A 24,524-nucleotide genomic window follows, 5' to 3' on the forward strand; every position below is an offset into this window, starting at 1 on the left:
AGTAATAAAAGTTACATTAATGTGATGAATATCTTACTGTGGCTCGTTGCTTTGCTTTAGTATCTCCTCTTGATTAACGATTGTTCCTTGATGCAACTATCGAGGATGGAGATAAGTAATGAGTGTATTGGTTGCCATTTCATTAACAACAGGCATACTTTCTGGTCTTTGGGGCTGGATTGCCATTTCGTTAGGTTTGCTGTCCTGGGCTGGTTTTCTTGGCTGTACAAGTTACTTTGCCTCTCCTAAAGACGGTATTAAAGGGCTAGGCCAAAGCTTGATTACTAACTTAACGGGTGTGTTTTGGGCTCTCGTTATCATCCATGCGTCGTCAATGCTGAGTCTAGAGATTCTCGGGTATGTGATTACTGCAATCGTTGCGTTCTTGATGTGTATTCAAGCGAAACAGAGCTGGCTTTCCTATATTCCAGGAACCTTTATTGGTTCATGCGCGACGTTTGCTGCGGATGGAAACTGGAAACTCGTGGTCCCGTCATTAGTTTTGGGCGGTATCTTTGGTTATCTAATGAAAACCAGCGGTTTATGGTTACACCAAAAGATAGATCAAAGTGATTTGATGACAAAGCCGCTCGCTTAATCTGATCAGTCTGATTAGAGTCTAATTGCTAATTGGCTTGAAGATACGATGGCATTGATTTCCGAGGTGGGCGCTCATTTTTCTAATGCGTTCCTCTCCCCACCTAGGTATTACCATTTGCCATCGTAATAACCCTTTTTAGAGTCCACCTTATAAGAACAGGAATAAAATCAACCCCTTGTTCTTCACAGTACGAAACAATGGCTAGTGCTAAATCGGGCTTCGCGTGTTTTTTTAGAACGCGTGCCACCACTTTTTTCGCTGGGATCGGATGGTCATAGGGGATTCTAATCATGTCTCTGAAGAAATGCTCAAATCCATTTGCGTACAAATAATGCTCAATATCTCGATCTGGCAATTCTGTTAACCGATGACGTTCTTGGTCTCTACCCAACTGTCCGCGGGCGGTTGCCGAATATTTTTTCCCCGCAGGATCGCCATCAGTCACTACGTGCCAGTCAATGCCAAATGCCTTGGCAACCTTGATCAGTGACTTAAGACCCGACTGCGCAAACTCAATAATCTGCACACCTTCAGCCGCAAGGTTATAGCCACATTGATTGGCCAGTTCGTTAAAAAGCCATACCTCAGTTTCCCCTTCAACGAGTAACCAGCAACGGGCAAATAGAGCACCGGAGCGGTGAAATCGTATATGGAAGCCAATACGGCGAAGCTCATCTTTAGTGAACCCTTTTTCAGGCAGTGAGGTGGCAATAGTTTTGTCTGATTGACGAACCAAGCGTCTAATCGTGTAAAGAGGGACTTGAGAAAGCAACTCACCGCTGTTGGTGGTGAGTATTTTTTGCATAGGGAGAAGTTGAAGCAAACTCCAAGCTCTGGCGAGATGAGTAGGGTGCAGTCTTCCTTCTGGGTCTTCTAAAATAAGCAGAGGACGCGCACAGCGGCGAAGGTCATTTGGCCCTTTCGCTTGAAGGTAGGCATTGAGTAGCCCCATCATCAATAAGCGTGTTTGCTTGCTCTTCGTTTCTTCGACCACTTGTGAGAGGCTTTTCTCATTGGCACGAGTGTTAAAAAACAACCCATCTCGTTGTTTTCTCGGACTCTTTCGACTGGTACTCTTAAAGGAAAAATAGTGGTCTACGAGCATATTCATCGAATTCAGACTGCTGCGCATTTCTCCCTTGTTTACGTGACCAGGGGTGGCGAGTAAACGGCGGCAAGTATTATCGATGCGTTTTTCAATCCGTGTGTTAACCCCGTTGGTTTGATCAAACGGGCGATCAAATCGTCTAGAATCTTTAAGTCGAATTACGGGATGCAATGACATCAGTTCTTGAGCTAATTTTTCAGAGTGGTGCAGATGCAGCGGATTACCTTGGCAGTCTAAAAACGCAAATTGAGTCGTTACCTCATACTGCTTAAGTGTGGCACTGATTCGGTAATAGATATGCGCGTTGCTGTCTTCATCATAGACCCAAATGGGTTTTATTTTTCGATACCGACCCGCTCTGATCTCATGTTTGTCGGTGGATTTTAATGCAATGATAATTTGCAAATGTTGGGTTTGTGGATGGGCGATGGAATAATCGACATGAAAATCTTGCATCTCAAATCGGTATGGTTGCCCATTAGCGGGTAGTGCAACGGATAGGGCATCCAATAACGAAGACTTGCCCCATGTGTTTTCCCCAATAAGTGTGGTGAGTTCGCCCAGTGGCAGTGATAAGCGTTTTATTCCTCTAAAACCAGAAATCTCTATTCGTTCTATTTGCATAGGCAGGCTCCAATGCAGTTAAGTATAAGATAACGTGACTGTGTGCGCTGTATTCTTATCTCACTTGTTTTTATATCACTTAACCATAAGCATAATAGAAAAGTATCGAATAAGCAGACTGTTAGCTCACATAATCATTTTTGTCGATCAATACATCTCTGCAGAGTGAGCTGGGAAAAGTGGAAAAATAGGGGAAAAGAGACGTTTCTTTTTCAAGAATGTTTCATAAAAGTCACGATTCTGTCATGATTTGCACGCTAGGATGAGCGGGAATAGATGATAAATGATGAACAAAAACATGAAGAATAGACCAGCTAAAATGATTCTGGCGCACATTAACGATACCCACTCTTATTTCGAACCGACGTCATTGCATTTAAACTTAGATGTGCAAGGTCAGGCGCTAACCCCGTTCGTCAGTGCGGGGGGATTTGCACGCATCGCCACTCGAGCTAAGCAACTGAAACAACATGCGACAGAAACGAAAACGCCATTTGTGTTCCTGCATGCAGGGGACTGCTTTCAAGGTACGCTGTACTTTTCTCTTTTTAAAGGTAAGGCGAATGCAGATTTATTGAATGCACTAGACATTGACGCAATGGCTTTGGGTAATCACGAGCTTGATATGGGAAACGAACCGGTTGCTCAGTTTGCTCAACGCATCAACTTTCCTTTGCTCTGTGGTAACTGGGACCTTTCCAACGAAAAGAAAGAGAAAGTGTACCGAGTGTCCGACTCAAAAAATGTATTGAGCTTTTGTCATCAAGAAAAAATTGCCCCTTGGATGATTAAGGATGCAGGGGGAGAATCAATCGCAATATTCGGTCTTTCGTTGGATAAAATGGCGGATATTGCTAACCCCGATTTTGATACCCCCTTTGTTGACGCGACAGAAACCGCAAAAAGAACGGTGGCTGCGATACACAAACAGGGAATCAACAAGATAATTTTACTTAGCCACTTAGGGTATGAAGCGGATATCGAACTCGCAAAGCAAGTCAGTGGTATCGGCGTTATTGTGGGTGGGCACAGTCACCGATTACAAGGTGATTTTAGTGCTCTAGGGCTAGAAAAAGACGATGACTACGGAATAAAGGTAAACACAACCTATGTTGTACAAGCGGGCTTCCATGCGCTAAGTATCGGCCATTGTGAAATCCAGTTTAATGAAGTAGGGGAAGTGGTTTCATTGATAGGTAAGAATGAATTGTTGCTCGGGCGTCGTTTGTTTTTAGATGCCAATATGAATCAAACGGGCTCAGATGATCACCATATTAAAGCGTGTGATTTTTTAAAGCAGCATCCAAACGTTGTGGTGTGTAAAAAAGATCAAGGCGTTCAGCGTATCCTGCTAGAAAAATACATCCCCAGAGTACGTAAGCTACAAAAGCAAATTATTGCTCACGCGAAAGATACGTTACGTCATGTTCGTATTCCTGATAGTCAAGGCGAAAGCGAATTGGCGCCATTGGTCGCTGAATCGTTCCTCATGGCAATGAACCGCCGCGGTCATCATGTCGATTTTGCCGTACATAATGCCGGTGGTGTTCGAAATTCATTGCATCCAGGGGATGTCTCTGTCGCGGATATTGCTGGAAAATTGTTGCCTTTTGCTGTGCCGATCGGCGTCTATCATATTAAAGGTAAATACCTAGCTCATGTGCTGGAAGGTGCCATTAATAACGCGACGAATAATGGCGTTGATGGGACCGGTTCTGGATCTTATCCTTACACCCATAATCTTCGCTTTCATTATTCACCTAGCGCCCCTTTAGGTGAGAGAATACAAGACCTTAGAATATATAAACAGGATTCTGGCTGGGTCACGTTGGATCCAGAAATGGTCTATACCGGTTCGTCTTCGGCGTACACAATGAAAGGAAAAGAAGGGTACGACGCGATCCTCAACATGAAAGACGAAGGGGTGGTAACTTCGCTTTCTATGGCCGATTGCTTTACAGAGCTATTAACAGAATTTCCTGACAAGCTGAATCAAATCAATGAAAACGTGCGCTGTGGTGAAGCTTAATCACGCACAAAAGATCTTGGCTTAATCTTTGCTTCTCTTTTGATGTTATTTACGCGTCTTCGTTGGAAGAAGATGCGAAGATGTGGGGGAGGTAATAATGTGGAGTCGTGATTGGTTCGATGTCATGGTGGTGGTATCTTGGGTTTTGGTTTGGGCGGCTTTAGTCTATTTCATGCCATTCTCAGGGATATAGCCCTAAAATACAGCCACTCAGGTGGCTGTAAATATCGTTTCAGTATTTACCATTCCTTTTGAAATCATTTCTTTGCTACTATCAGCCCTAAGTATCGTCACCAAGATTGGTTCAGGGCATTATGAAGTTTCTTCACACCTCTGATTGGCACTTAGGCCGTCAATTTCACAATATTTCTCTGCTCGAAGATCAAAAGGCTGTGCTCATTCAGCTCATTGATTATATTCGTCAGCACCCCGTGGATGCCGTTATTATTTCGGGTGATATTTATGACCGCTCGGTCCCCCCGACTGCCGCGATTGAACTGATGAATATGACCGTGAACACGATTTGTAGCGAATTAAATACGCCGATAATTATGATTCCGGGAAATCATGATGGCGCTATGCGTTTGGGCTTTGGCTCAGAACAAATGCGAAGTTCAGGGCTGCATATCATCAGTTCATTTGAAGACATGATGGCCCCTATTGTTTTAGAAACAGAACAAGCTGGAAAAGTGGCGTTTTACGCCATGCCCTACAATGATCCTGAACTTGTTCGCCATCATTTTAACCAGCCCGTTTCAACACATGATGAGGCTCACCAGTTTTTGACTGGTGAAATCGTGAAAGCGTTCATGCCGAACCATCGACATGTTTTGCTCAGCCATTGTTATGTTGATGGGGCAATAGAATCAGAATCGGAACGTCCATTGTCTATCGGTGGTTCGGACAGAGTAAGTCATAAGCACTTTACGCCGTTTGACTATGTGGCACTGGGTCATTTACACCAGCCACAGAAAAAAGGTGAAGACTTCATTCGCTACTCTGGCTCGCTGATGAAATACAGTTTTTCAGAGCAGCACCAGAAAAAAGGGGTGACTTTGGTTGAGCTTGATCGCAACGGTTTTCAATCGGCTCAGCACATTGATTTGGTCGCGCCGCATCAAATGAGGATCATCGAAGGGGAACTCAATGAGATCATCGCGGAGGGTCACAGTGACCCGCATTCCCATGACTATTTACTCATTCGGTTGACCGACAAACACGCCATTTTAGACCCTATGGAAAAGCTGAGAGCGGTGTATCCCAATGTCTTACATATTGAGAAGCCTGGAATGCTTATAGGCATCGAGCAGCAAATGAGTAAAGCCCGTTTGGCGAGAGGAGAAATCGACATGTTCAGAGATTTCTTTTTGGAAGCCCAGAAGAGCAGTTTGTCAGAACAACAAAACGACACCATTTTGAAAGTGATCCAAGAGCTAACCAATGAACAGAAGGGATAACCATGCAGCCAATTAATCTCACACTGCAAGCATTTGGGCCTTTTGCGAATCAACAAGTGATCGATTTTACCGCTATGGGTAACGCCCCGTTGTTTTTGATTAATGGTCCAACCGGGTCAGGAAAAAGCGCCATTTTGGATGCTATCTGCTATGCGTTATATGGTGAAACTACGGGCAGTGAACGAACCGGCGATCAAATGCGTTGCGACTACGCGGATGTCTCACTGCTCACCGAAGTTAGTTTTGAGTTTAAACTCGGTGCCGTTTCATACAAAGTGGTTCGATCGCCGGAGCAAGAAGTGCCGAAAAAAAGAGGCGATGGTACGACGGAAAGAAAACACAGCGCGACACTGTATCGTTTGAATACCGATGAAGAGCAGCTGATTGCGAACAAGCCAATCCCAGTATTAAAAGAAATTCGCGAACTTATTGGCCTTGATGTGAAGCAGTTTCGTCAAGTGATGGTGTTACCTCAGGGTAAGTTTAGAGAGTTGTTGACGGCGACTTCTAAAGAGCGTGAACAGATATTTGGTCAGCTATTTCAAACTCATATTTATACGGCCATTGAACGCGCATTGTTTGATCAGGCCGCTGGGATAAGAAAAGCGAAAGACGAGTTTGATAATCAAATAAAAGGCGTTTTAGATGTTGCTAATGTTGACAGTGAAAAGCAGTTGGAGCAAAACCTAAATGAGGTGACTGATCGCCTAAGCGAATCAAAGCAGCGCCTTGACCTATCTAAGAGCGTCTTAGATAAAGCCACGTTAGAAGAAAAAGCATCACAGGAACTCAAGCAGAAATTTAGCCATTTAGCCCAGAAGAAACAGCAGCTCAATGATCACTTGAACGAGGAAAATCACGTAAAACAATTACGCGGTCAACGAGATAATGCGTCATTTGCTCTCTCAATGGCGGTTTGTCATTCTCAATTCAAAGGCAATCATAAAGCGTTAAGCGATAATTTGGCTGAGCTAGAGCAGTCTAGCGTGGCATTGGCTCTCGCTAAAGAAACGTTATCTAAATCGGAAGCAAATTTGAAACAAGCTCAGTTAGCACAAGCTGGGCTCGCTGAGATACAAAACCAGATATTTAATTTGGATTCCGTTCGTTCTAAGTTAGTTGAGCGATCTGAGTTCGAGATAAAGTTGATTGAAGCTCAACGCAGCTGTGTATCGGCTGAAATAAAGCGCGATGAGTTGCAAACTGAGATGGCTCGATTGGAAGTGCAAATCGCCAGTAAAAGAATCGATCTCGACAACGCCAAGCACAATCAACAGCAATTGCCCATTCTTCAACAGCAACTCGATACTCTTATCGAGCAGCGCACGTTAGAGCAGAAGAAGTGGAGATTAGAACGTCAACAAAAAACGCAGTTTGAACATCAGGATAAGTTAGAGGCCAAACTAACCGCGGCAAAAGAACAAACGGAAAACGCCATCGCTTATGCAGACAATCTAGAATATCTATGGCATTCAAGCCAAGCTGCGCAATTGGCAAAACATCTCAATATTGATGAACCATGTCCAGTCTGTGGCAGTGTCGAGCACCCAAAACTTGCTGTATTTACTCATGATGAAGTAACGAAAAAAAATGTCGATATCGCACGAGGACACCAAAAAGAGGTCGCCAAAATAGAGCAAAAATGTCTGGATGATTTGGCTCAATGTGGCAAAGAGATCGCAATAACAGAACAAGCTATTTTGGGCATTAACGATCAGCTTCTGGCTCGTCCTTCTCTGACTGCAGAAGAGACAGACAAAACGATTGCACAGTTAGAGCATAAGATAGCCGAGATCAAACAAGTGAGGATCGAGTCTGTTGAATCGTCACTGCGCGAAATAGAGCAGGCGCTACTGGAGGTTAAAACCAATCTAAGTACCCAGTTAGAATATGTGAATATCGCTCAAGTATCGATGGCCCGCATACAGACAGAAGTAGACTCGAGAACTGAGAATATGCCTCAAGAATTCGGTGATTTAGTCTCGGTTGATGCTAAGTTGCGGAGTCTAAATGCTGAAATAGCTCGCGTGGTTAACCAAGAGAAAATAGCGAGGTCACATTTTGACCAGTCGCAGCAGTCGTTTGTGTCGGCACAAGCAAAAAACCAAGAATTAGAAAAACAAAAAGCCTTGTTAATTGTGGCGCGAACCCAAACTGATGAGCAATGGAATACGGCGTTAACAGATAGCCCATTTTCCACTGAAGCTCATTACATAGAAAGTGCATTGAGCAAATCAGCAATCGATGCGTTAGAGCTAAGAATTTCCCAATTTGAGCAAACTAAAACAGCGTTGACTACCGAGTTAATTGCGATAGAAGCTAGCCTGGCTGATAAAGTGTTACCGGATGTTGATCACCTCATACAGCAGAGAGAGGCGGCTGAATTGGAGCATGATGACCTATCTCAGCAACACACGCTGCTTCAGTCGACGCAGCATCGTTATCATGAAGTTCAGAAAAAGCTCAAGTTGCTCAAGCAGCAGAACGAAGAATTAAACAAGCAATATGAAGTGGTGGGTACGCTCAGTGATGTTGCCAATGGCAAGACAGGATCAAAGATCAGTCTACACCGCTTTGTCCTTGGTGTGCTTTTAGATGATGTGTTGATTCAAGCATCATTGCGCTTGCGTAAAATGAGCAAAGGTCGCTACGAACTTAAACGTAAGACTCAAAGAACAAAGGGTAACGCTGGTTCAGGGCTCGATCTTCTTGTGGAAGATGGCTACACCAGTAAAATGCGAGATGTGGCGACGCTATCGGGTGGCGAATCATTTATGGCCGCTCTAGCCCTGGCATTAGGCCTCTCTGATGTTGTGCAGTCATATAGTGGAGGGATTCGTTTGGATACACTATTTATTGATGAAGGGTTTGGCAGTCTCGATCCTGAATCACTCGATCTAGCCATTGAGACCTTGATTGATCTTCAACAAGGTGGAAGAACCATAGGGATTATTTCCCACGTGAGTGAGCTCAAAGAACAAATGACGTTGAGAATTGACGTAGAGCCAAGTCGAACTGGCAGTGTCGTACGAGTCATTCATTGATCGTCGTACGAGTCATTCATTGATCATAGCGGATACTGAGCCGAGCCGTTCGTGATCTGAACGGCTACTTTCATCTTGAGCGTACGTTTCTGCATAGGCTTTCTTAAGAAAAGTTCTTTGAGAATGAGAAATCGACGCTAGGAAAGAGGCTCTATATGCACTCGTAGGCTGTAGAAAAATCGAAGTGTTTATTAGCAGAAGCTGTATGAATACGCTACCGTAAAAGCATAGGAATAAATGAGTAGGCGCGTCGCTTGGTCGTATTGAAACCTGTATCAATAGGAATTGATCGACGGTTCAAGAGGACTAAGCTGACATTAAACACAGTGAGCAAATTTAGTGTCAATGCGCCTTTACTAGGAAGTTGGAATGACTCTTGTTAATAAGATATACAAGTATGCTGAGCCTAATCTTAATATTGTCGGCTGGATGGGTTTTGTAGGCTTTCCGTTTTATTACTATATTTGGTCGTCAGTGTTCCCTCAGCCCTATGAAAACCTACCTTTACGGATTGTTTGTTCGCTCGCGTTATTAATGCTGGCGCTAAGAGACTTTGTTCCTCGTTCATTACATAAATATTTACCGCATTACTATGTGTGGGCAATTGCTCTGTGCTTACCGTTCTTTTTTTCATTCATGTTGATGATGAACGATTGGTCCATTGTTTGGGTTATGTCTTTCATGGCATCGATCTTTCTTCATATACTCCTGGTCCATGAAACACGCATTCTTGTCATGCAATGTGTTGTGTCTATTGGCTGTGCAATACTCGCGAGTTATTTTGTTGGTGGCCAAGTGGAATGGCATGAGATTGATTGGTCTTATGTACCGATTTTTGTCTTTACCTATATGTTTGGAAACATCTTCTATTTTAGAAACCAGATGGAACATGAGTCTAAGATAGCGCTAGCCAAGTCTTTCGGTGCAGGTATCGCACATGAAATGAGAAATCCATTAAGTGCTTTAAAAGCGACGATAGATTTATTAAAAACCATGTTAGTTGACCATAGTGTGTCGGCACCCACGCCATCTGAAAAAGATCAAAAGATAGTGAGTGAGTTATTAGATGATGCGAGTGAAATTATTAAAAATGGCAATGAAGCCATCGACTTGCTGTTGACGTCTATCGATGAAAATCGGGTTTCTCGTTCGACTTTTTCGATACACACCATTGAAGAGGTTCTGTCTGATGCCATTAACAGCTATCCCTACAAATCCCTCAATGCAAAAGATTCTGTCGTGGTATCAAAAAGTGAAAACTTTGAATTCTTAGGCAGCGACACGCTTTTAAAGTATGCATTGTACAATCTGTTCAAAAATGCGTTTTATTATCAGGGTGAAGAAACGTTTCGATTGGACATTCGTGTAGAATCTACGCACGAATTTAATGTACTTTCTGTTCGAGACAATGGGGTTGGCATTGAAAAAGAGAAGATAGGGTCGATATTCAATGATTTCTACACGTTTGGAAAAAATGGCAGCTTTGGACTCGGGTTGCCCTTTTGCCGACGTGTGATGCTCTCGTTTGGTGGGGATATTGTGTGCCATTCCGAAAAAGGGGAGTGGACTGAGTTTGTCTTAATGTTCCCGAAATGTGATTCAGATGGGGTTAAAGATATTAAACTCGATCTTATCCGAAATAAATCCATTCTATCGATTAATGTTGAGCTGCCCATAACAAAAGCGTTAAACGACGGTTCTTTTTATCGCGGCTACTCTTTCCAAACCGTTTCTCTTAGTACTGCTCTGAACAGAGAAGAGTATCAATTTGAGTATGATTTAATATTCGTCGATCTCGATGAAATAGATGAACTGGCTCTCGCTTTACTAGAGGATAAACTCTCCTTTACTGAGGCCAAAATAGTTTACTTATATCAACCGGATAAACACTACCATTCAAATTTTAATCGCTTTCTATCTTGTTGTGCCGTGAGCAAAAAAGACATGACATTATCGTTACCCCAAACGCTAGAACGCTTGTTTTTTGTCCCCAGTTGCGATGATAAGAATGCGATACCCAAAAAAACGATGGCGTACACAAGCACAACGGTGTTGCTGGTCGATGATAATGATTCTCTGCGTTCTTTGACCACTCTGTTACTCACTCAGCAGGGCTTTCAAGTCGTAGAAGCCAAAGATGGCAGTGAAGTGTTTAAGCTTGTCGATAGCGAGGACGTTGATATCATCATTATGGATATAGAAATGCCTCATGTTGATGGTTATAAGGCAACGCAGATATTGAGAGCATCGGGCCATATAAAATCAAATATCCCCATTATTGGGCATACAGGAAATAATAGCCAAGAATGCATTGACCAGATGAAACACGTTGGCATGAATGACTATGTGATTAAGCCGGCAACCAAAGATGCGTTACTAGAAAAAATAGAACACTATGTTTAATAGATACCATGGCGCCTAAAAATGATCTTCTATTTTATGAGCTAATCGGACCAAAAATAGTTTATATTTACGGTTATATGAAATAAAGATCAGGCTCATTAAAAGCATGGCGAAAAATAGAGATAACGTGTTCTATCTGATCTTTCGTAATGCCAGAGTTTATCGAAAGACGAATGAGGTTTTTATTATTAGGCGTCGCAGGGGGGCAGAATACCGACCCCAATACGCCATGCTTCTCAAGATAAGTTCTGACATTTATCGTGTTAGTGGAATCACCCGTTTCAATCGCTATTATTTGAGATTGGCTGCGGATGTTAAAGCCAATTTTTTTCAATCCTTGGATCAGGGTATTTGCATTCTCAAATAACGTTTCTCTTGCCTGATCACATGTTTTGACTACTGAAAGAGTCGCTCTGATTCTTTCTAATTCACTTTCCATCATCGCTGAACTAAAAATAGACGAGTAAGCAGTATAAGGTAGACTCTCGCCGAAACGGTTGTTACACCATATTGCGCCAGCACGATAAGCAAACGTTTTTGCCAGGCTTGCGGTCATAAAGTCAACATCGGCAGAAATATTGAGATGCTTTAGAAGCCCAGCACCTTGCGGACCGTGCGTACCCAATGAGTGAGATTCATCAACAACGGTCGCGCAACCAGCGTTTTTTGCAACGGCAACGATATCGATTAATGGCGCAATAGTCCCCAGAGTACTGTAAATCGAGTCAACGATAACGATACCTGGGCCGTTTCGACCAATTAAACGCTTCAAATGACGGGTGTTATTATGCATAAAAGGGAAAATGTTGGCGCCAGCATATCGAGCGCCTTCCCATAACGACATGTGAGTAAAAAAATCGATATATACATTGGTTTGGGAATGACAAATGGTTTGCATTAAAGCGGTATTAGCAATCCAACCGGATGGCGCAATGATGCAGTGATCAAACTCGGTAAAGTTCGACATTTCACAAGCGGTTTTTCTGCTGAGTGCGTCATTATGTAAAAATACGTTCGACATAAATGAATTATTTTTACTTGATAGTAATGAAGCAACCTGGGCACCGATAACCGATGGGTGGTGACCTAAATTTAAATAGTCATTGCTTTGCAGAATAACATCTCCCGGAGAAGGGGCCTTTCCCAGCACTAAGTTCTTGCCTTTATCGGCAGGAATAATCAAACGGTTGAGATCGTGTTCTAATTTTTTAGCGCAAGCCTCAGGCAGTATTGATGATTTTTTATAATTCATAGTTCCACCTTATTTTTATTATATTGGTTGATTGGGTATTAATAAAAATATCTATGACAGCAAAACATGAACTGGTCGACAACGAAAAACTGTTTTTTTAGTTACGGTTGGAAATAAACGTTTTGAGAAGGAATTAGGAGCGTGAATCCGGACCATCACGGCGTCTAATTAAAATAATGTCTAAGAAGAAAAGAACAGACATTTAAAAAAAGTTAATAATTGACTAATAAATCATTGATAAAATTTCGTGATTAAAATTAGTAGAAAATGGTGTTCGTTTATCTAAAGTGGTTATTCTTGATGCGAAATTTGTCATTGAGGTAGAGAGGGGCGGTTAAGCCCCAAACGATGATCGTTGAAATAATAAACTAAGACTTTTGACCGAGTTGGGGCCAGTACATTTTGATGAATCCGATAGAGACCCAAATAACTAAGCCAGTAGAAATAGTCAGTTCCAATAAACCGAATTTATGAAGCCAATGCCAGTGTGGATGATACTCGTCAAAAAAGTCAGTCAATCGGTACATTGCTACAGAGCTAATCACAGAAGGAAAGGTGATTGCCGCTATTGAAGGCTTAAAATGAAGACGCAGTAATCTGAAATAGCATAAATAGATAAACAGCGTCATAGTGACAGCAATACCCGCTAATGCACCCGTTAAAATAGGGTCTGGGTTAGGAAAGTTGACCAAGTAACTGGCTAGCGATAGGTTGATAGGCGCTGCCATGATTGCCAGAGTTGGTTTAGCTCGAACCGACAATGCGCCTTCAAATACCAAGCGATAAAGAACCACAGGAAGCATAAAGAAGTAGATTGCGATACATGTGTTAACTAGAGTCGAAGAAAACACGGTGTATCCAAATTGAGTCCCTGCAAGTGAGCTACTGATTAACCCTACCGGATACAAGAACCAACTAGGCAATATATGCGACATTTTGAAGTTAGAGAGCTGAAATGTGAAGAACAACGTCATCATAGAAAGGTGAAGTAGTAGAGCTGCGAACCAAATAGGATAAGCGATAATCGGGGAAACCGCGGCCAAATAGTCACATAGCATCAGTAAAGACATACTGATGGGGGCCATTAAACTCCCACTGACAGGATGACGAAGATCACTAATGAACGTTCTAAAATGAGTGATGTATTTTAGTAAGACTGGAAGTAATAAAAGCGCGCCAATGCCTGCAAGGTAAGGTCTAATTAAATCACCATAAAAAGGTAAGTAAAGATCCCATGCTTGACCTAAACCAATCATGCCTAACGCTAAAGAAGCTTGCGATGGTGGTACGCCGCTAAATTGAATAAATCGTTTCCAGTTCAATATTTACTCCGTATTCGAATACTGCATGTGAAAAATCTTAGGGATCAAGATTTTACCCGGCGAATAGTATCAATCTAGTCGGTTGATTTGCAAACAGTATCCGTAATATTTCAATGGTTACTACTGAGCGTGAGGCTTCCATGGTTGAGTGTTCATTGACGGACTGTTTGAAAAGTAAGTGTCCAGTTCTTAATGGATAAGGAATACAAGACGAAATAATGTATGCCTATGAGCTTGAAGTGTGATAGATGTCACTAACTGTGCTTGTGTTTTTGCAGATTTGAACCATAGTTAATGGGTAAGGCAATCTGAACCACCGACTCGCAGGGAGGAACGCAAAGGGTCTTACGCACAATTTGGATGGATTCAATGTAACAAAAATTTAGCTCCTCGTAACAGTTCAAGTTGCATCTTTGATGACTTGATTCGCGAACTCACGATTGAGTAACGAGGGATAGGGCGCACTTAATTCGGTGCGCCTTTCGTCGTTTAGGCATTTTGAAACCGAGCCTTTCTCTATATAATCCCTTAATAACTTCTTATGTAAAGGTTCTTTCATGAACAATCGTGTTCCCACTAATATCATCACCGGATTCTTGGGCGTTGGTAAAACGACAGCCATACTCAACTTACTAAAGAACAAACCAGAAGAAGAAAATTGGGCGGTGCTGGTCAATGAATTTGGCGAAATAGGCATAGATGGTGCGATTTTGGCGGAAAATGGGGCGATGATTAAAGAAGTGCCCGGTGGCTGTATGTGTTGTACCGCAGGTGTTCCAATGTCGGTTGGGATCAATGCATTGTTAAGACGAAATCCTGATCGTTTGATCATCGAACCAACAGGGCTTGGACATCCTAAAAAAGTGGTGGCAACGCTCATTTCACCTCAGTACCAAAACTATGTTGATCTGAAAGCGACGATTGCACTCGTTGACCCGCGAAATTTGAGTATCGACAAATACATTGAAAATCAGAATTTCAATGATCAACTCGCGACAGCAGACGTTGTCATCGCCAATAAGATGGATCAATGTGATAGCAACGACTTAGACGTGTTCGAACGTTGGGTTGCACAGCAGAATCCAACTAAGGTCTTGAGTCAAACCGTCGTTCAGGGGCAGATCCCTTTGGAAACGCTCGATATCACGAGACGTGAAACTGGTGCGTCTGCTCAGATTGAAGAGCATCACCATCATCATGCAGAGATGGAGCCTCAGTTTCAACTGCCACCAGGGCAAGCTTTTGTCAGAAAAGAAAACGCTGGTCAAGGCTATCACAGTTGTGGATGGCTTTTTGGCGCAGAGCACTCATTTGATTTTGACGAACTGTTTTCCATGTTTAGTGCATTGACAGCAGAACGCGTTAAAGCGGTGGTGAATACAAATCAAGGTTGCTTTGCTTTTAACATTGCTAATGGCGTGGTTTCTGTCAATGAGATATCGCTAGAGGGTTTCGAATCTAGAATTGAAGTCATTGATACCGAGCTAATGCCATGGGATCAACTCGAAACGGTTCTACTTAAAATTGCCGGCATGTAACGGTGTGGTACTCAGTGTTTGTATGTAAGGGGTTTTGTGTCTTTGTACCTATGAATCGTTAACTGTCAGAACAGTTCTGAGCGATTACAAGTTAAGCTGTTACTTGAATAATGATTGAAGAAAAGCGCTCATCGGATAATGTCTATCGTTTGAGCGCACAGTACCAGTGTACATTGCTAGGATGCAAAGCTAGCCTCTATTGACCGGCATTCGCTGACCAAAGAGCTAACGCTTATTTCGAAGGTAGCGCTTTCGTCGCTCTTCTTTTTTCTTAATTTGTTGCTCTATTTTTTTCGCTGTTTCAATTTCGACTTCAACCAGCTCTTTGGTGATCATCTCTGGAAGCTCTAGAGTAATTTGCCCCAGTGTTCCATTGCGAAGTTCATGAAGAAGAATCTCAGAGGCTTTATGGAGGTCAACACGACCACCAGAGCGTAAAGCCCCTCGTTTGCGTCCAATCTCTTCCATCAGCTCAACATCCGACTCAGGCAATTCATCGATCATGTAGCGCTGCTTGAGCTTTTCTGGGTATTGTTTTGCAAGATATTCAACGGTGTAGAAAGCCACTTCGTCGTATTCCATTGCGGTGTCTTTTACCGCACCGGTCGCAGCTAAGCGGAAACCACTGTGTGGGTTTTCTACTTTTGGCCATAAAACGCCAGGGGTGTCTGAAAGCACCACACCGTTTTGCAGGTTGATACGTTGCTGACGACGAGTAACTGCAGGCTGGTTGCCCGTGACCGCGATAGTTCGACCAGCGAGTGAATTGATGATGGTGGATTTACCGACATTTGGAATCCCCATGATCATGGTGCGAATATTCTTTCCGATTTCTTCTCGATGGGGAGCCAGTTTACGGCAGAGATCCATGACTTTATTTACTTCATGAGCCTGGGAAGTAGTAATAGCGATGGCTTTTACTCCTTGTTCTTTTTCAAGGTGATCTATCCATAATTGGGTAAGCTCCGGATCCGCTAAATCTCTTTTATTCAGTACTTTTATTACCGGCGTTTCGCCACGTAGCTTGGAAATGACCGGGTTCTCACTACTAAATGGTATACGAGCATCAAGTACTTCGATAATGACATCGACCTGAGGAATCGCTTCTTCAATCTCTTTAAGGGCTTTATGCATGTGCCCTGGAAACCATTGGATTGTGTTATTAACCATTTGAAAATAATGCCTTAAATAGTGTTGTTTTGACCGAGTGATTACCGACGTTCGGTCAACATTCATTAACTTAATCTTGCGCCATTGTACTTTTGCGCGCCTGTACTTTTGCGCAATTGTACTAAAGATTCACGCGGTTGTATTCAATGGATCCATTCATCGTAGACCTATGCGTTATTGTTTAGGCTAGTGTGAAGCTGTGTTTATGAGCTTGTGTTGATAAGTTTGCCCAAGAGGTTTTTGAATCATGTTCTAGAAGTGATACTGACAATAGCGTAGTGTGGTAGGAGTAATCGAAGCGAAATCATAAGAAATACAAAGGGTAATCATGTTTAAGGAAAAACAGTTGAAGAAGGGTATAGTGAAAATGGAACTGGGTATCTATGTGGTGGATGCATTTACCGACGTTCAATTTAAAGGAAATTCGGCGGCAGTGGTTCCATTAGAGCATTGGATAGATTCAGCGCAGATGCAAAGTATCGCGATTGAAAATAATCTCTCTGAAACTGCTTTTATCAAACAAACCTCAGATAACCATTATCAAATCCGTTGGTTCTCGCCAATAACCGAAATAGACTTTTGTGGCCATGCAACGCTGGCTGCTTCATTTGTACTGTTTAACTACCTCGGTTGTGAGGGCGAAATCACCTATGAAACATTGAGTGTTGGTGAGTTAATGGTGGTTCAGCGGTTGGACGGTGGTATTGAAATGAACTTCCCTAAGCAGCCTCTTCAGTCAGTTTCAGATATCCCAGAGCATTTACTAAAAGGATTATCAATAACGCCTCAGCAAGTATTAAAGAACAATCAAGCTTATGTCGCGGTATTGGCTTCTGAACAAGAAGTCAAAGAAGTCAGTTATGACAGCGAGCAGCTCAAGCGGTTGGCGCCTTTTGATGTCGCCGTCACAGCATTGTCGAATGAATACGATTTTGTCTCTCGTTACTTTTGGCCAGCTTCAGGAGGTGACGAAGATCCCGTCACCGGTTCTATGCATACGGGTCTTGCCCCGTATTGGTCGGGTATTTTGAATAAGAACAAACTGGTCGCGTACCAATCCTCTGGTCGAGGGGGCGTCGTGTATTGCGATGTGCAAAGTGAACGAGTGACGATCGCAGGTTATGGCGTCTTGTATCTAAAAGGCACGATTTTTATCTAAGCTCAGGCTTTGATTAAGGGGTTAGTATGAAGTACACAGTTTCGGGATTTGAGGTGCAGATCCCCATCAATTCTGATTTGTTTCATTTTCAACAAGCCGTGAAGGAAAAGTTGTATGACTTCAATTATTCACGTCCCTCAGAGGAACGTTTACGCCAGAACATCATGAAGGAAGTACTGGGGAGCAGCAATGGCGTCCATATCGTCCCTCCCTTTCACTGTGATATGGGAAAAAACATTCACTTTAAAGAGGGCGGTTTTCTCAATTACGATGTTAAAATTCTGGATCTTGCAGAAGTGACCATTGGGCAATATGTACAAATAGGCCCAAATGTTGTCATCAGCACCGCAAGCCACCCGTTGAGTTTGTCTGAGAGAGTATTACCGGTTGCGACTGCAAACCCAATTACGATTGGCGATAATGTATGGATTGGCGCAGGGGCGGTAATTCTTGATGGTGTGAGCATCGGAGATCGTTGTGTTATCGGTGCGGGCAGTGTCGTGACCAAGAGCATACCCGCTGACAGTGTCGCTGTTGGGTCACCTTGCCGAGTGATGAAAACCATTACTCAAGGTGAAATGCCAACAGATCAAGAAATAGAAGAAATGTGGCAAGAAATGAATGAGTTAGAGTGATGGATTAGGGCTCGAAAGAGAGGTTAAATTTTGTATCAACCCAATCACAAAACTTTAAATCTATCGCTATTCGCGCGAATTTCGCTATTTCGTTAATTAATTTCTATACTTATTGTCATGCCTAGATAGGAACAATTAAACATTATGCGTGATCGATTCAACATTGTTTTTTTACTGTTAGTCAGTGTACTTGCTTCATTTTCAGCACTGGCAAAGTATGATATGCACTTTTTCCTGCCAGATTTCCCCCCTTATACCACGGTCGATAATCAGGGTATTCCTACAGGCTTGGGCGTAGATAAAGTGACCACGATACTCGATTCCCTAGACGTGAATTACAACATAGAAGTGGGTTCTAATCATGGTAGAGCGTTGACAGAATTGAGGCTTGGACGTTCAGATGGATTTTTTATGGCATCAAAAAATAGCGAGCGAGATCGATACGCTGTTTTTTCTGAAACGGTTATGGTCAATCGGTGGGTTTGGGTCGTATTGAAGAAGAATATGGATCAGTTTGATCCAAGAAAAGATGTCTTTAAAAAAGAGGCTAGGGTAATGAGTTTACTCAATACCAACACTAACTATTGGTTGTTAAATAATGAATACAATACCTTACCGCATGCCGTGGATATACAAGGTCTTGTTGAAGCATTGGACTCAGGGCAAACGGATGCCGTTTTCGTAGCGGAAGTAGTGTTCCAGCATTATGTAGAAAACAGTGACAAATATCATATTATATTGGAAAAAGAAAAAGAGTTTGGTGTTTATATCTCCAACAATTTTTTGGAAAAATACCCAAGGTTCATGTTTGAATTAAACATAGCGATAAGAGCGCTGCGCTAAAGGCCCAAGCTAAAAGTCGACCCATACGGATGTTACAGAGACATACCGTTTTACCATAAATAATAGTAGGGTTGATAATGGTTATATTAAGCATGAATTATGCGTATAATCGGGGCGTCATCATTATCTCGTCAATAGGGCAAACATGTCACAAGAGCTACAAGAACAGCAAAACAACCCTCTACACGGTCTTAAATTAGAACAGTTACTTACCGAGCTGGTTGATTACTATGGTTGGGATATTCTCGATGCGGCTATGCGTATTAATTGTTTCCACACGAAGCCGACGATAGAAAGCAGTTTAAAATATTTACGCAAAACGGAATGGGCGAGAGAAAAGCTAGAGAACTTTTATCTATCACGTTTCAAGCGAATGCCTAAAGCGAGTGAAGAACAATTTAAGCTGCCTCCACGACAAAGAACCTACCCGTCAGGAATAGAACCACGCGACCCAATGCCACTCACAGTGGAATCGATTTTGTCATCACAAGCGAAGGCTGCTTCTTCCCACAAAGCGCGAGCTTCTGCTGGCGGCCGCTATAATCGCCGTTCGTAATAGCAGCGAATAATCAACCCTTGTATCGACTGTTGCAGAACTGCAGCAGTCTGAATTCTATCTTTTCTACTTTCAATATTATCTTCACCTCATCTGCAAGCATAAGTCTTGGTCGTTACGCCTCTTTTTGGTGTAGTCTTAGAGTTCATATTACTTAAACACACAATGAATCAAGGACTTTGGTTTTTGATAATCATATTAGAACAATAGGTATCGTCGGTGTCTATGTGCATAAAGGCCCATCTAAGGGTGATCACAATATTGCTTGCTGTAGCCTTATGGGGATGCAGTTCAACAAGTCATATGACTTCGGACGCGCCTAAGTCCGTCAGTTCTCACTATGGGTATCAACAGGGCTCTAAGCTTGATTTGGTGTTCCAGCAAACCGAGTATGATACCCGTATTTACACGGGATTTTTACCGTTGAGCCGTGGTCACGATGCATTACTGGCGCGTTTAGCGTTGATAGAGTCTGCGCAAAAAAGCATAGACGTTCAGTATTACATTTATCGGAACGATGAAACCAGTCAACTACTTACATGGCGTCTCTATGAAGCGGCAAAAAGAGGGGTTCGAGTTAGGATACTACTAGATGACATGCAAAAGCGCAGTGATCGAGATATGGCGTCATTGGCGACCCACCCTAATATTGAAATCCGCCTTTTTAATCCTCATCAGTACAGGCAAGCCCGAAGTCTTGCCTTGGTGTCAGATTTTGACCGTTTAAATCGCCGCATGCACAATAAATCGATGACTGCCGATTCTGTTCTGAGCATTGTCGGCGGGCGAAATATTGGTAATGAGTACTTTTCGTTTGAATCGAGTGTTGAGTTTGGCGACTTTGATCTCTTACTTTATGGGAACACAGTCGAGCAGTCTGCAGATCAGTTTGATATCTATTGGAACAGCGATTATACAGTGCCGATGAAGTGGATTTATCCCAATGCTTCTGTTTTCTCTGAAGAAGAGGTGGCCAAAACGGTTGAAGAGTTACAGTTAGAAAGTATGTTTTCTTCTGGAGACTACGACTTTACTCAACTTCCTTTTTACCAAAAGATCGCGAACCGTGAATTGTCGTTGTATTGGGGTAAGGGAAAGCTCTGGTATGATTTGCCTGATAAAGTGTCAGGTGAAAGCAGCCAGTTGGTGGATAACTTAACGACATTGCTAGGCACAGTAGAAAACTCTTTAGTGTTAATCTCTCCTTATTTCGTTCCCACTAAAGAGGGCAGTGCCAGTCTAGTGGATGCCGTCGAATCGGGAAAAAAAATCACCATAATCACTAATACGCTCGCTTCAAACGACGTTTTTGCTGTTCACGGTTGGTACGCGAAGTACCGGCAAGAACTGGTCGAAGGCGGAATTGAACTTTGGGAAATCAAAGCGAGTGCTCATCTTGACAATAAGTGGAGCTTTACTGGTAGTAGCCGGTCAAGTTTACACGCAAAAGCCATGCTATTGGACGGGAATAAAATATTTGTTGGTTCAATGAATTGGGACCCGCGTTCAGCGAATTTGAATACGGAAATGGCTGTCGTCATCGAGCAACCTGAATATGTTCAAAAGTCATTGGAAGCCGTTCAATTAGGGCTTAAGTTGAATGCCTACCAGGTTGTGATAGAAAACGACAACATCGCTTGGTATGACCCAACGACCGATACGACCCTAACCTCTGAACCAGAAGCTACACTCTGGCAAAGGATGGGAGCGTGGCTAGCGGGCTTGTTGCCTATAGAAGACCAGTTGTGATTGATATTATTGCAATACGCTAATGCATCAGTATCTAGCCTCGCAGTCAGAAACGGAACAGAGTGGCAAGCATCGTCACCCTCCATTATTTAGCGTCATTATTTAAACCATTATTAAAAGCCATAAGTTAAGGTAAACCATGAGAGTTGGAATCATTGGATTAGGCGATATCGCATTAAAAGCTTACTTGCCCGTATTAGCGCAATGTAAGGGCATTGAGTTAGTTGTCTGTACGCGAAATCCTGATGTGTTGCATGAAGTGGCTGAGCAATATCGAATTAAAGAGTATTGTACCGATTATCATTCTCTGCCAATGATGAAGGTCGACGCAGTGATGATTCACGCTGCAACGTCAGCGCATTTTAATATAGCGAGCTATTTCTTAAAGCAAGGCATCGCAACATTCGTTGATAAGCCGCTCTCAGATACGTTTCATCAAGTTGAGCAGTTGTATAGCTTATCTCATCAACATTCAGCTCCGTTGTATGTAGGGTTTAATCGCCGCCACATCCCCTTATTCAATCAGCATATTCCTGAATTGCAGCAAAGCGCGGTCGGAAACCTGACTTCCCTTCGATGGGAGAAACATCGTCACAATCTTGCTGGGGAGCTTAAAACATTTATTTTTGATGATTTTATACACCCACTAGATAGCATTAACCTCAATGGTCAGCGTACGTTAGATGACTTGACTATTACTCATCAAATGAACGGGCAATTGTTGACTCGTCTTGATGTGCAGTGGCAAGCGCAAGGCGCTCTTTTGCATGCGTCTATGAATCGCAATTTTGGCGTTACTTGTGAACGAGTACAGGCAGTGTATAACAATAAAGCGATAGAGTTTGATTCCTTTGTCGAAGGAAAAGTATGGCAGGGTAACAATCAATCCCACATAAGCCTTAAGGACTGGACACCAATGCTAACAAGCAAAGGATTTGAAGCGATGATTCTAGATTGGTTTAACGTAATACAAAAAGGGGCAATCAATCAAACCATCATTGATCGAAATATTGCGTCTCACGAACTCGCTGAAGCCATTTATCAGAAAATTACAAAGCAGATCAGTAAGTAGTTTCTGAACGAACTGAAGTGAGGGTAATGACTCACTGAGATTGTGCTAAAAACGGCTTAAGTGCTCATTAAAAAGGCAATCAATGGAATGTTGATTGCCTTTTTTGATAGACGAAACGATTTCTATGATCCTAATTGGAGCGTAACTTTTCGGTTATTTCTCGGCTTGTTCTACCATAGATAACGCAACGGCCTCTGCAGCTTTAATACCATCTATGCCTGCCGATAAGATTCCTCCAGCGTAACCTGCGCCTTCGCCCGCAGGGAAGAAACCTTTTAAATTGATACTTTGGTAATCCTTGCCGCGTTTAATACACACCGGTGAAGAGGTACGGGTTTCAACACCAGTAAGAAGACCATCTTCAATCGCAAACCCTTTGATCTTTTTATCAAAGGCCGGGATCGCTTCACGAATTGCTTCGACAGCGAAGTCGGGCAATGCTTTCGATAGATCTGTTAGTTTAATTCCAGGCGTAAATGATGGCTCAACATTGCCGAGCTCGCTTGGATCGCGTCCTTTAAGGAAATCACCGATCTTTTGTGCTGGTGCATCGTAGTTTTCGCCGCCTAGCTTGTAGGCTCTGGCTTCTAACTCACGTTGTAGACGAATGCCCGCCAATGGGTCACCTGGGTAATCTTGCTCGGGTGAAATACCGACCACAATGGCACTGTTTGCATTTCTTTCCGCGCGTGAATATTGGCTCATGCCATTAGTCACCACAGCCCCTTCTTCTGAGGTAGCAGCAACCACGGTTCCACCAGGGCACATACAAAAGCTGTATACCGTTCGCCCGTTACTGCAGTGATGAACCAGTTTGTAATCCGCCGCCCCTAAAATTGGGTTCCCCGCATTTTTACCAAAACGGGCATCGTCAATCATAGATTGTTTGTGCTCAATTCGGAAACCCACAGAGAATGGCTTTGCTTCCATATAGACTCCACGGTCGTGCAGCATTTCAAAGGTATCACGTGCACTGTGTCCAATAGCGAGAACGACATGGCGTGTGTGAATTTCTTCACCATTGGAAAGTGTTAACCCTGTAATTTGACCGTCGTCCATGTGGATGTCATCAACACGGGTGCTGAAACGAATTTCACCACCAAGTTCGATGATTTTGGCGCGCATCTTTTCGACCATTGTAACCAGTTTGAACGTTCCGATATGAGGTTTGCTGACATACATGATTTCTGCTGGTGCGCCCGATTCAACGAATTCAGTGATGACTTTACGACCATAATGTTTTGGGTCTTTAACTTGGCTGTAGAGTTTGCCATCAGAGAATGTGCCCGCACCGCCTTCACCAAACTGTACGTTTGATTCAGTATTCAGAGTTCGTTTGCGCCAGAAACCAAATGTATCTTTGGTACGCTCACGGACCTCTTTGCCACGTTCTACGATAATTGGGTTGAAGCCCATTTGAGCGAGTACGAGACCGGCAAATAAACCGCAAGGGCCAAACCCAATCACGACAGGGCGCTCGGTTTGAACCGCTGGCGCTTTAGCGACATACTTGTACTCCATATCTGGGGTAACTTTTACGTGTGGGTCGCTGATGAACGCTTCCAGCAGTTCTGCTTCATTGTCGACTTCAACATCAAGAGTATAAATCAGTAAGATCTTCGATTTTTTACGCGCGTCATAGCCGCGTTTAAATAGATTAAATGAAAGCAGTTGTTCTGGCTTGATGCCTAATTTGGTGATGATTGCTGCAGAGATCGCTTCCTCTTCATGATCTAGAGGGAGCTTTATTTCAGTTAAACGTATCATGGGGTTCTCGATGTTGATAATAGGTGTCTTAGCACAGTCATCCAAACCTCTGATGACAAGATGACTACGCTCACAATGGCGCGCATTTTACGTGAAGTAGGGCGAAGTGTCATATACTTTAACGGAAATTAATCGGGGGAATGAGCATACCAATCTAACCATTTTCATTTTAAGGTGATTGTATTTTTATCAAGG

General features: G+C 42.9%; 17 protein-coding genes. 12 read left to right on the forward strand and 5 right to left on the reverse strand.

Annotated elements, in window-relative coordinates; translation table 11 throughout:
• Nucleotides 1-118: 118 nt before the first annotated feature.
• Nucleotides 119-598: a DUF1097 domain-containing protein gene (locus tag A1QO_RS16945; RefSeq protein WP_017041404.1), complete on the forward strand. Its 480-nt coding sequence runs from the start codon at nt 119-121 to the stop codon at nt 596-598.
• Nucleotides 599-701: 103 nt separating this feature from the next.
• Here A1QO_RS16945 and A1QO_RS16950 read toward each other — a convergent pair whose 3' ends face one another.
• Nucleotides 702-2,333, reverse strand: coding sequence for an ATP-dependent endonuclease (locus A1QO_RS16950; RefSeq protein WP_017038164.1), 1,632 nt, complete (start codon nt 2,331-2,333; stop codon nt 702-704).
• A gap of 283 nt (nt 2,334-2,616) precedes the next feature.
• Here A1QO_RS16950 and A1QO_RS16955 point away from each other — a divergent pair, with 283 nt between their 5' ends.
• From A1QO_RS16955 to A1QO_RS16970, 4 genes are all read left to right on the forward strand, one after another.
• The gene (locus tag A1QO_RS16955) at nt 2,617-4,362 is read left to right on the forward strand and encodes a bifunctional metallophosphatase/5'-nucleotidase (protein WP_017041405.1); all 1,746 of its coding nucleotides are present in this window, start codon (nt 2,617-2,619) and stop codon (nt 4,360-4,362) included.
• 314 nt (nt 4,363-4,676) lie between these two features.
• Nucleotides 4,677-5,819, forward strand: coding sequence for an exonuclease SbcCD subunit D (locus A1QO_RS16960; RefSeq protein ID WP_017038162.1), 1,143 nt, complete (start codon nt 4,677-4,679; stop codon nt 5,817-5,819).
• A gap of 2 nt (nt 5,820-5,821) precedes the next feature.
• Nucleotides 5,822-8,863 carry an AAA family ATPase gene (locus tag A1QO_RS16965; protein ID WP_017041406.1) on the forward strand — a complete coding sequence of 1,014 codons (3,042 nt, stop codon included), beginning with the start codon at nt 5,822-5,824 and terminating at the stop codon, nt 8,861-8,863.
• Nucleotides 8,864-9,232: 369 nt separating this feature from the next.
• The gene (locus tag A1QO_RS16970) at nt 9,233-11,266 is read left to right on the forward strand and encodes a hybrid sensor histidine kinase/response regulator (protein WP_017041407.1); all 2,034 of its coding nucleotides are present in this window, start codon (nt 9,233-9,235) and stop codon (nt 11,264-11,266) included.
• A gap of 73 nt (nt 11,267-11,339) precedes the next feature.
• Here A1QO_RS16970 and cqsA read toward each other — a convergent pair whose 3' ends face one another.
• Nucleotides 11,340-12,518, reverse strand: a complete 1,179-nt coding sequence (cqsA, locus tag A1QO_RS16975) for an alpha-hydroxyketone-type quorum-sensing autoinducer synthase (protein ID WP_017033654.1) — start codon at nt 12,516-12,518, stop codon at nt 11,340-11,342.
• Between the two features lie 368 nt (nt 12,519-12,886).
• On the reverse strand, nt 12,887-13,840 hold the full coding sequence (locus tag A1QO_RS16980) for a TDT family transporter (protein ID WP_017041408.1): 954 nt from the start codon (nt 13,838-13,840) through the stop codon (nt 12,887-12,889).
• Nucleotides 13,841-14,397: 557 nt separating this feature from the next.
• Between A1QO_RS16980 and A1QO_RS16985 the strand changes: the two genes are divergently transcribed.
• Entirely contained in the window at nt 14,398-15,378 is a 981-nt protein-coding gene (locus tag A1QO_RS16985) for a CobW family GTP-binding protein (protein ID WP_017041409.1), read from the forward strand.
• A gap of 225 nt (nt 15,379-15,603) precedes the next feature.
• Here A1QO_RS16985 and ylqF read toward each other — a convergent pair whose 3' ends face one another.
• Nucleotides 15,604-16,548, reverse strand: coding sequence for a ribosome biogenesis GTPase YlqF (ylqF, locus tag A1QO_RS16990; protein ID WP_017038156.1), 945 nt, complete (start codon nt 16,546-16,548; stop codon nt 15,604-15,606).
• A gap of 367 nt (nt 16,549-16,915) precedes the next feature.
• On the opposite strand from ylqF, the gene A1QO_RS16995 reads away from it, so the two are divergent.
• From A1QO_RS16995 to A1QO_RS17020, 6 genes are all read left to right on the forward strand, one after another.
• On the forward strand, nt 16,916-17,707 hold the full coding sequence (locus A1QO_RS16995; protein WP_017033650.1) for a PhzF family phenazine biosynthesis protein: 792 nt from the start codon (nt 16,916-16,918) through the stop codon (nt 17,705-17,707).
• Between the two features lie 26 nt (nt 17,708-17,733).
• On the forward strand, nt 17,734-18,342 hold the full coding sequence (locus tag A1QO_RS17000; protein ID WP_017041410.1) for a sugar O-acetyltransferase: 609 nt from the start codon (nt 17,734-17,736) through the stop codon (nt 18,340-18,342).
• A 144-nt stretch (nt 18,343-18,486) separates the two neighbouring features.
• Nucleotides 18,487-19,185, forward strand: a complete 699-nt coding sequence (locus A1QO_RS17005; RefSeq protein ID WP_017038154.1) for a substrate-binding periplasmic protein — start codon at nt 18,487-18,489, stop codon at nt 19,183-19,185.
• Between the two features lie 145 nt (nt 19,186-19,330).
• A complete protein-coding gene (locus A1QO_RS17010; RefSeq protein WP_017038153.1) occupies nt 19,331-19,741 on the forward strand; it encodes a VF530 family DNA-binding protein in 411 nt (136 codons plus the stop codon).
• 225 nt (nt 19,742-19,966) lie between these two features.
• Nucleotides 19,967-21,490 (forward strand): phospholipase D family protein, encoded by a 1,524-nt coding sequence (locus A1QO_RS17015; protein WP_158006776.1) that lies wholly within the window; start codon nt 19,967-19,969, stop codon nt 21,488-21,490.
• Between the two features lie 139 nt (nt 21,491-21,629).
• Nucleotides 21,630-22,562 (forward strand): Gfo/Idh/MocA family protein, encoded by a 933-nt coding sequence (locus tag A1QO_RS17020; RefSeq protein ID WP_017041412.1) that lies wholly within the window; start codon nt 21,630-21,632, stop codon nt 22,560-22,562.
• A gap of 153 nt (nt 22,563-22,715) precedes the next feature.
• Here the strand turns inward: A1QO_RS17020 and A1QO_RS17025 are convergent, their stop codons facing one another.
• On the reverse strand, nt 22,716-24,329 hold the full coding sequence (locus A1QO_RS17025) for an NAD(P)/FAD-dependent oxidoreductase (RefSeq protein ID WP_017041413.1): 1,614 nt from the start codon (nt 24,327-24,329) through the stop codon (nt 22,716-22,718).
• Nucleotides 24,330-24,524 lie beyond the last annotated feature (195 nt).

Source organism: Vibrio genomosp. F10 str. ZF-129, assembly GCF_000287055.2.
Lineage (GTDB): Bacteria > Pseudomonadota > Gammaproteobacteria > Enterobacterales > Vibrionaceae > Vibrio.

What these genes read in the sequence shown, in the direction of transcription:
- A1QO_RS16945 (WP_017041404.1), top strand. Translation starts at nt 119, where the DNA reads ATGAGTGTATTGGTTGCCATTTCATTAACAACAGGCATACTTTCTGGT.
- A1QO_RS16950 (WP_017038164.1), bottom strand. Translation starts at nt 2,333, where the DNA reads ATGCAAATAGAACGAATAGAGATTTCTGGTTTTAGAGGAATAAAACGC.
- A1QO_RS16955 (WP_017041405.1), top strand. Translation starts at nt 2,617, where the DNA reads ATGATGAACAAAAACATGAAGAATAGACCAGCTAAAATGATTCTGGCG.
- A1QO_RS16960 (WP_017038162.1), top strand. Translation starts at nt 4,677, where the DNA reads ATGAAGTTTCTTCACACCTCTGATTGGCACTTAGGCCGTCAATTTCAC.
- A1QO_RS16965 (WP_017041406.1), top strand. Translation starts at nt 5,822, where the DNA reads ATGCAGCCAATTAATCTCACACTGCAAGCATTTGGGCCTTTTGCGAAT.
- A1QO_RS16970 (WP_017041407.1), top strand. Translation starts at nt 9,233, where the DNA reads ATGACTCTTGTTAATAAGATATACAAGTATGCTGAGCCTAATCTTAAT.
- cqsA (WP_017033654.1), bottom strand. Translation starts at nt 12,518, where the DNA reads ATGAATTATAAAAAATCATCAATACTGCCTGAGGCTTGCGCTAAAAAA.
- A1QO_RS16985 (WP_017041409.1), top strand. Translation starts at nt 14,398, where the DNA reads ATGAACAATCGTGTTCCCACTAATATCATCACCGGATTCTTGGGCGTT.
- ylqF (WP_017038156.1), bottom strand. Translation starts at nt 16,548, where the DNA reads ATGGTTAATAACACAATCCAATGGTTTCCAGGGCACATGCATAAAGCC.
- A1QO_RS16995 (WP_017033650.1), top strand. Translation starts at nt 16,916, where the DNA reads ATGGAACTGGGTATCTATGTGGTGGATGCATTTACCGACGTTCAATTT.
- A1QO_RS17000 (WP_017041410.1), top strand. Translation starts at nt 17,734, where the DNA reads ATGAAGTACACAGTTTCGGGATTTGAGGTGCAGATCCCCATCAATTCT.
- A1QO_RS17005 (WP_017038154.1), top strand. Translation starts at nt 18,487, where the DNA reads ATGCGTGATCGATTCAACATTGTTTTTTTACTGTTAGTCAGTGTACTT.
- A1QO_RS17010 (WP_017038153.1), top strand. Translation starts at nt 19,331, where the DNA reads ATGTCACAAGAGCTACAAGAACAGCAAAACAACCCTCTACACGGTCTT.
- A1QO_RS17015 (WP_158006776.1), top strand. Translation starts at nt 19,967, where the DNA reads ATGTGCATAAAGGCCCATCTAAGGGTGATCACAATATTGCTTGCTGTA.
- A1QO_RS17020 (WP_017041412.1), top strand. Translation starts at nt 21,630, where the DNA reads ATGAGAGTTGGAATCATTGGATTAGGCGATATCGCATTAAAAGCTTAC.
- A1QO_RS17025 (WP_017041413.1), bottom strand. Translation starts at nt 24,329, where the DNA reads ATGATACGTTTAACTGAAATAAAGCTCCCTCTAGATCATGAAGAGGAA.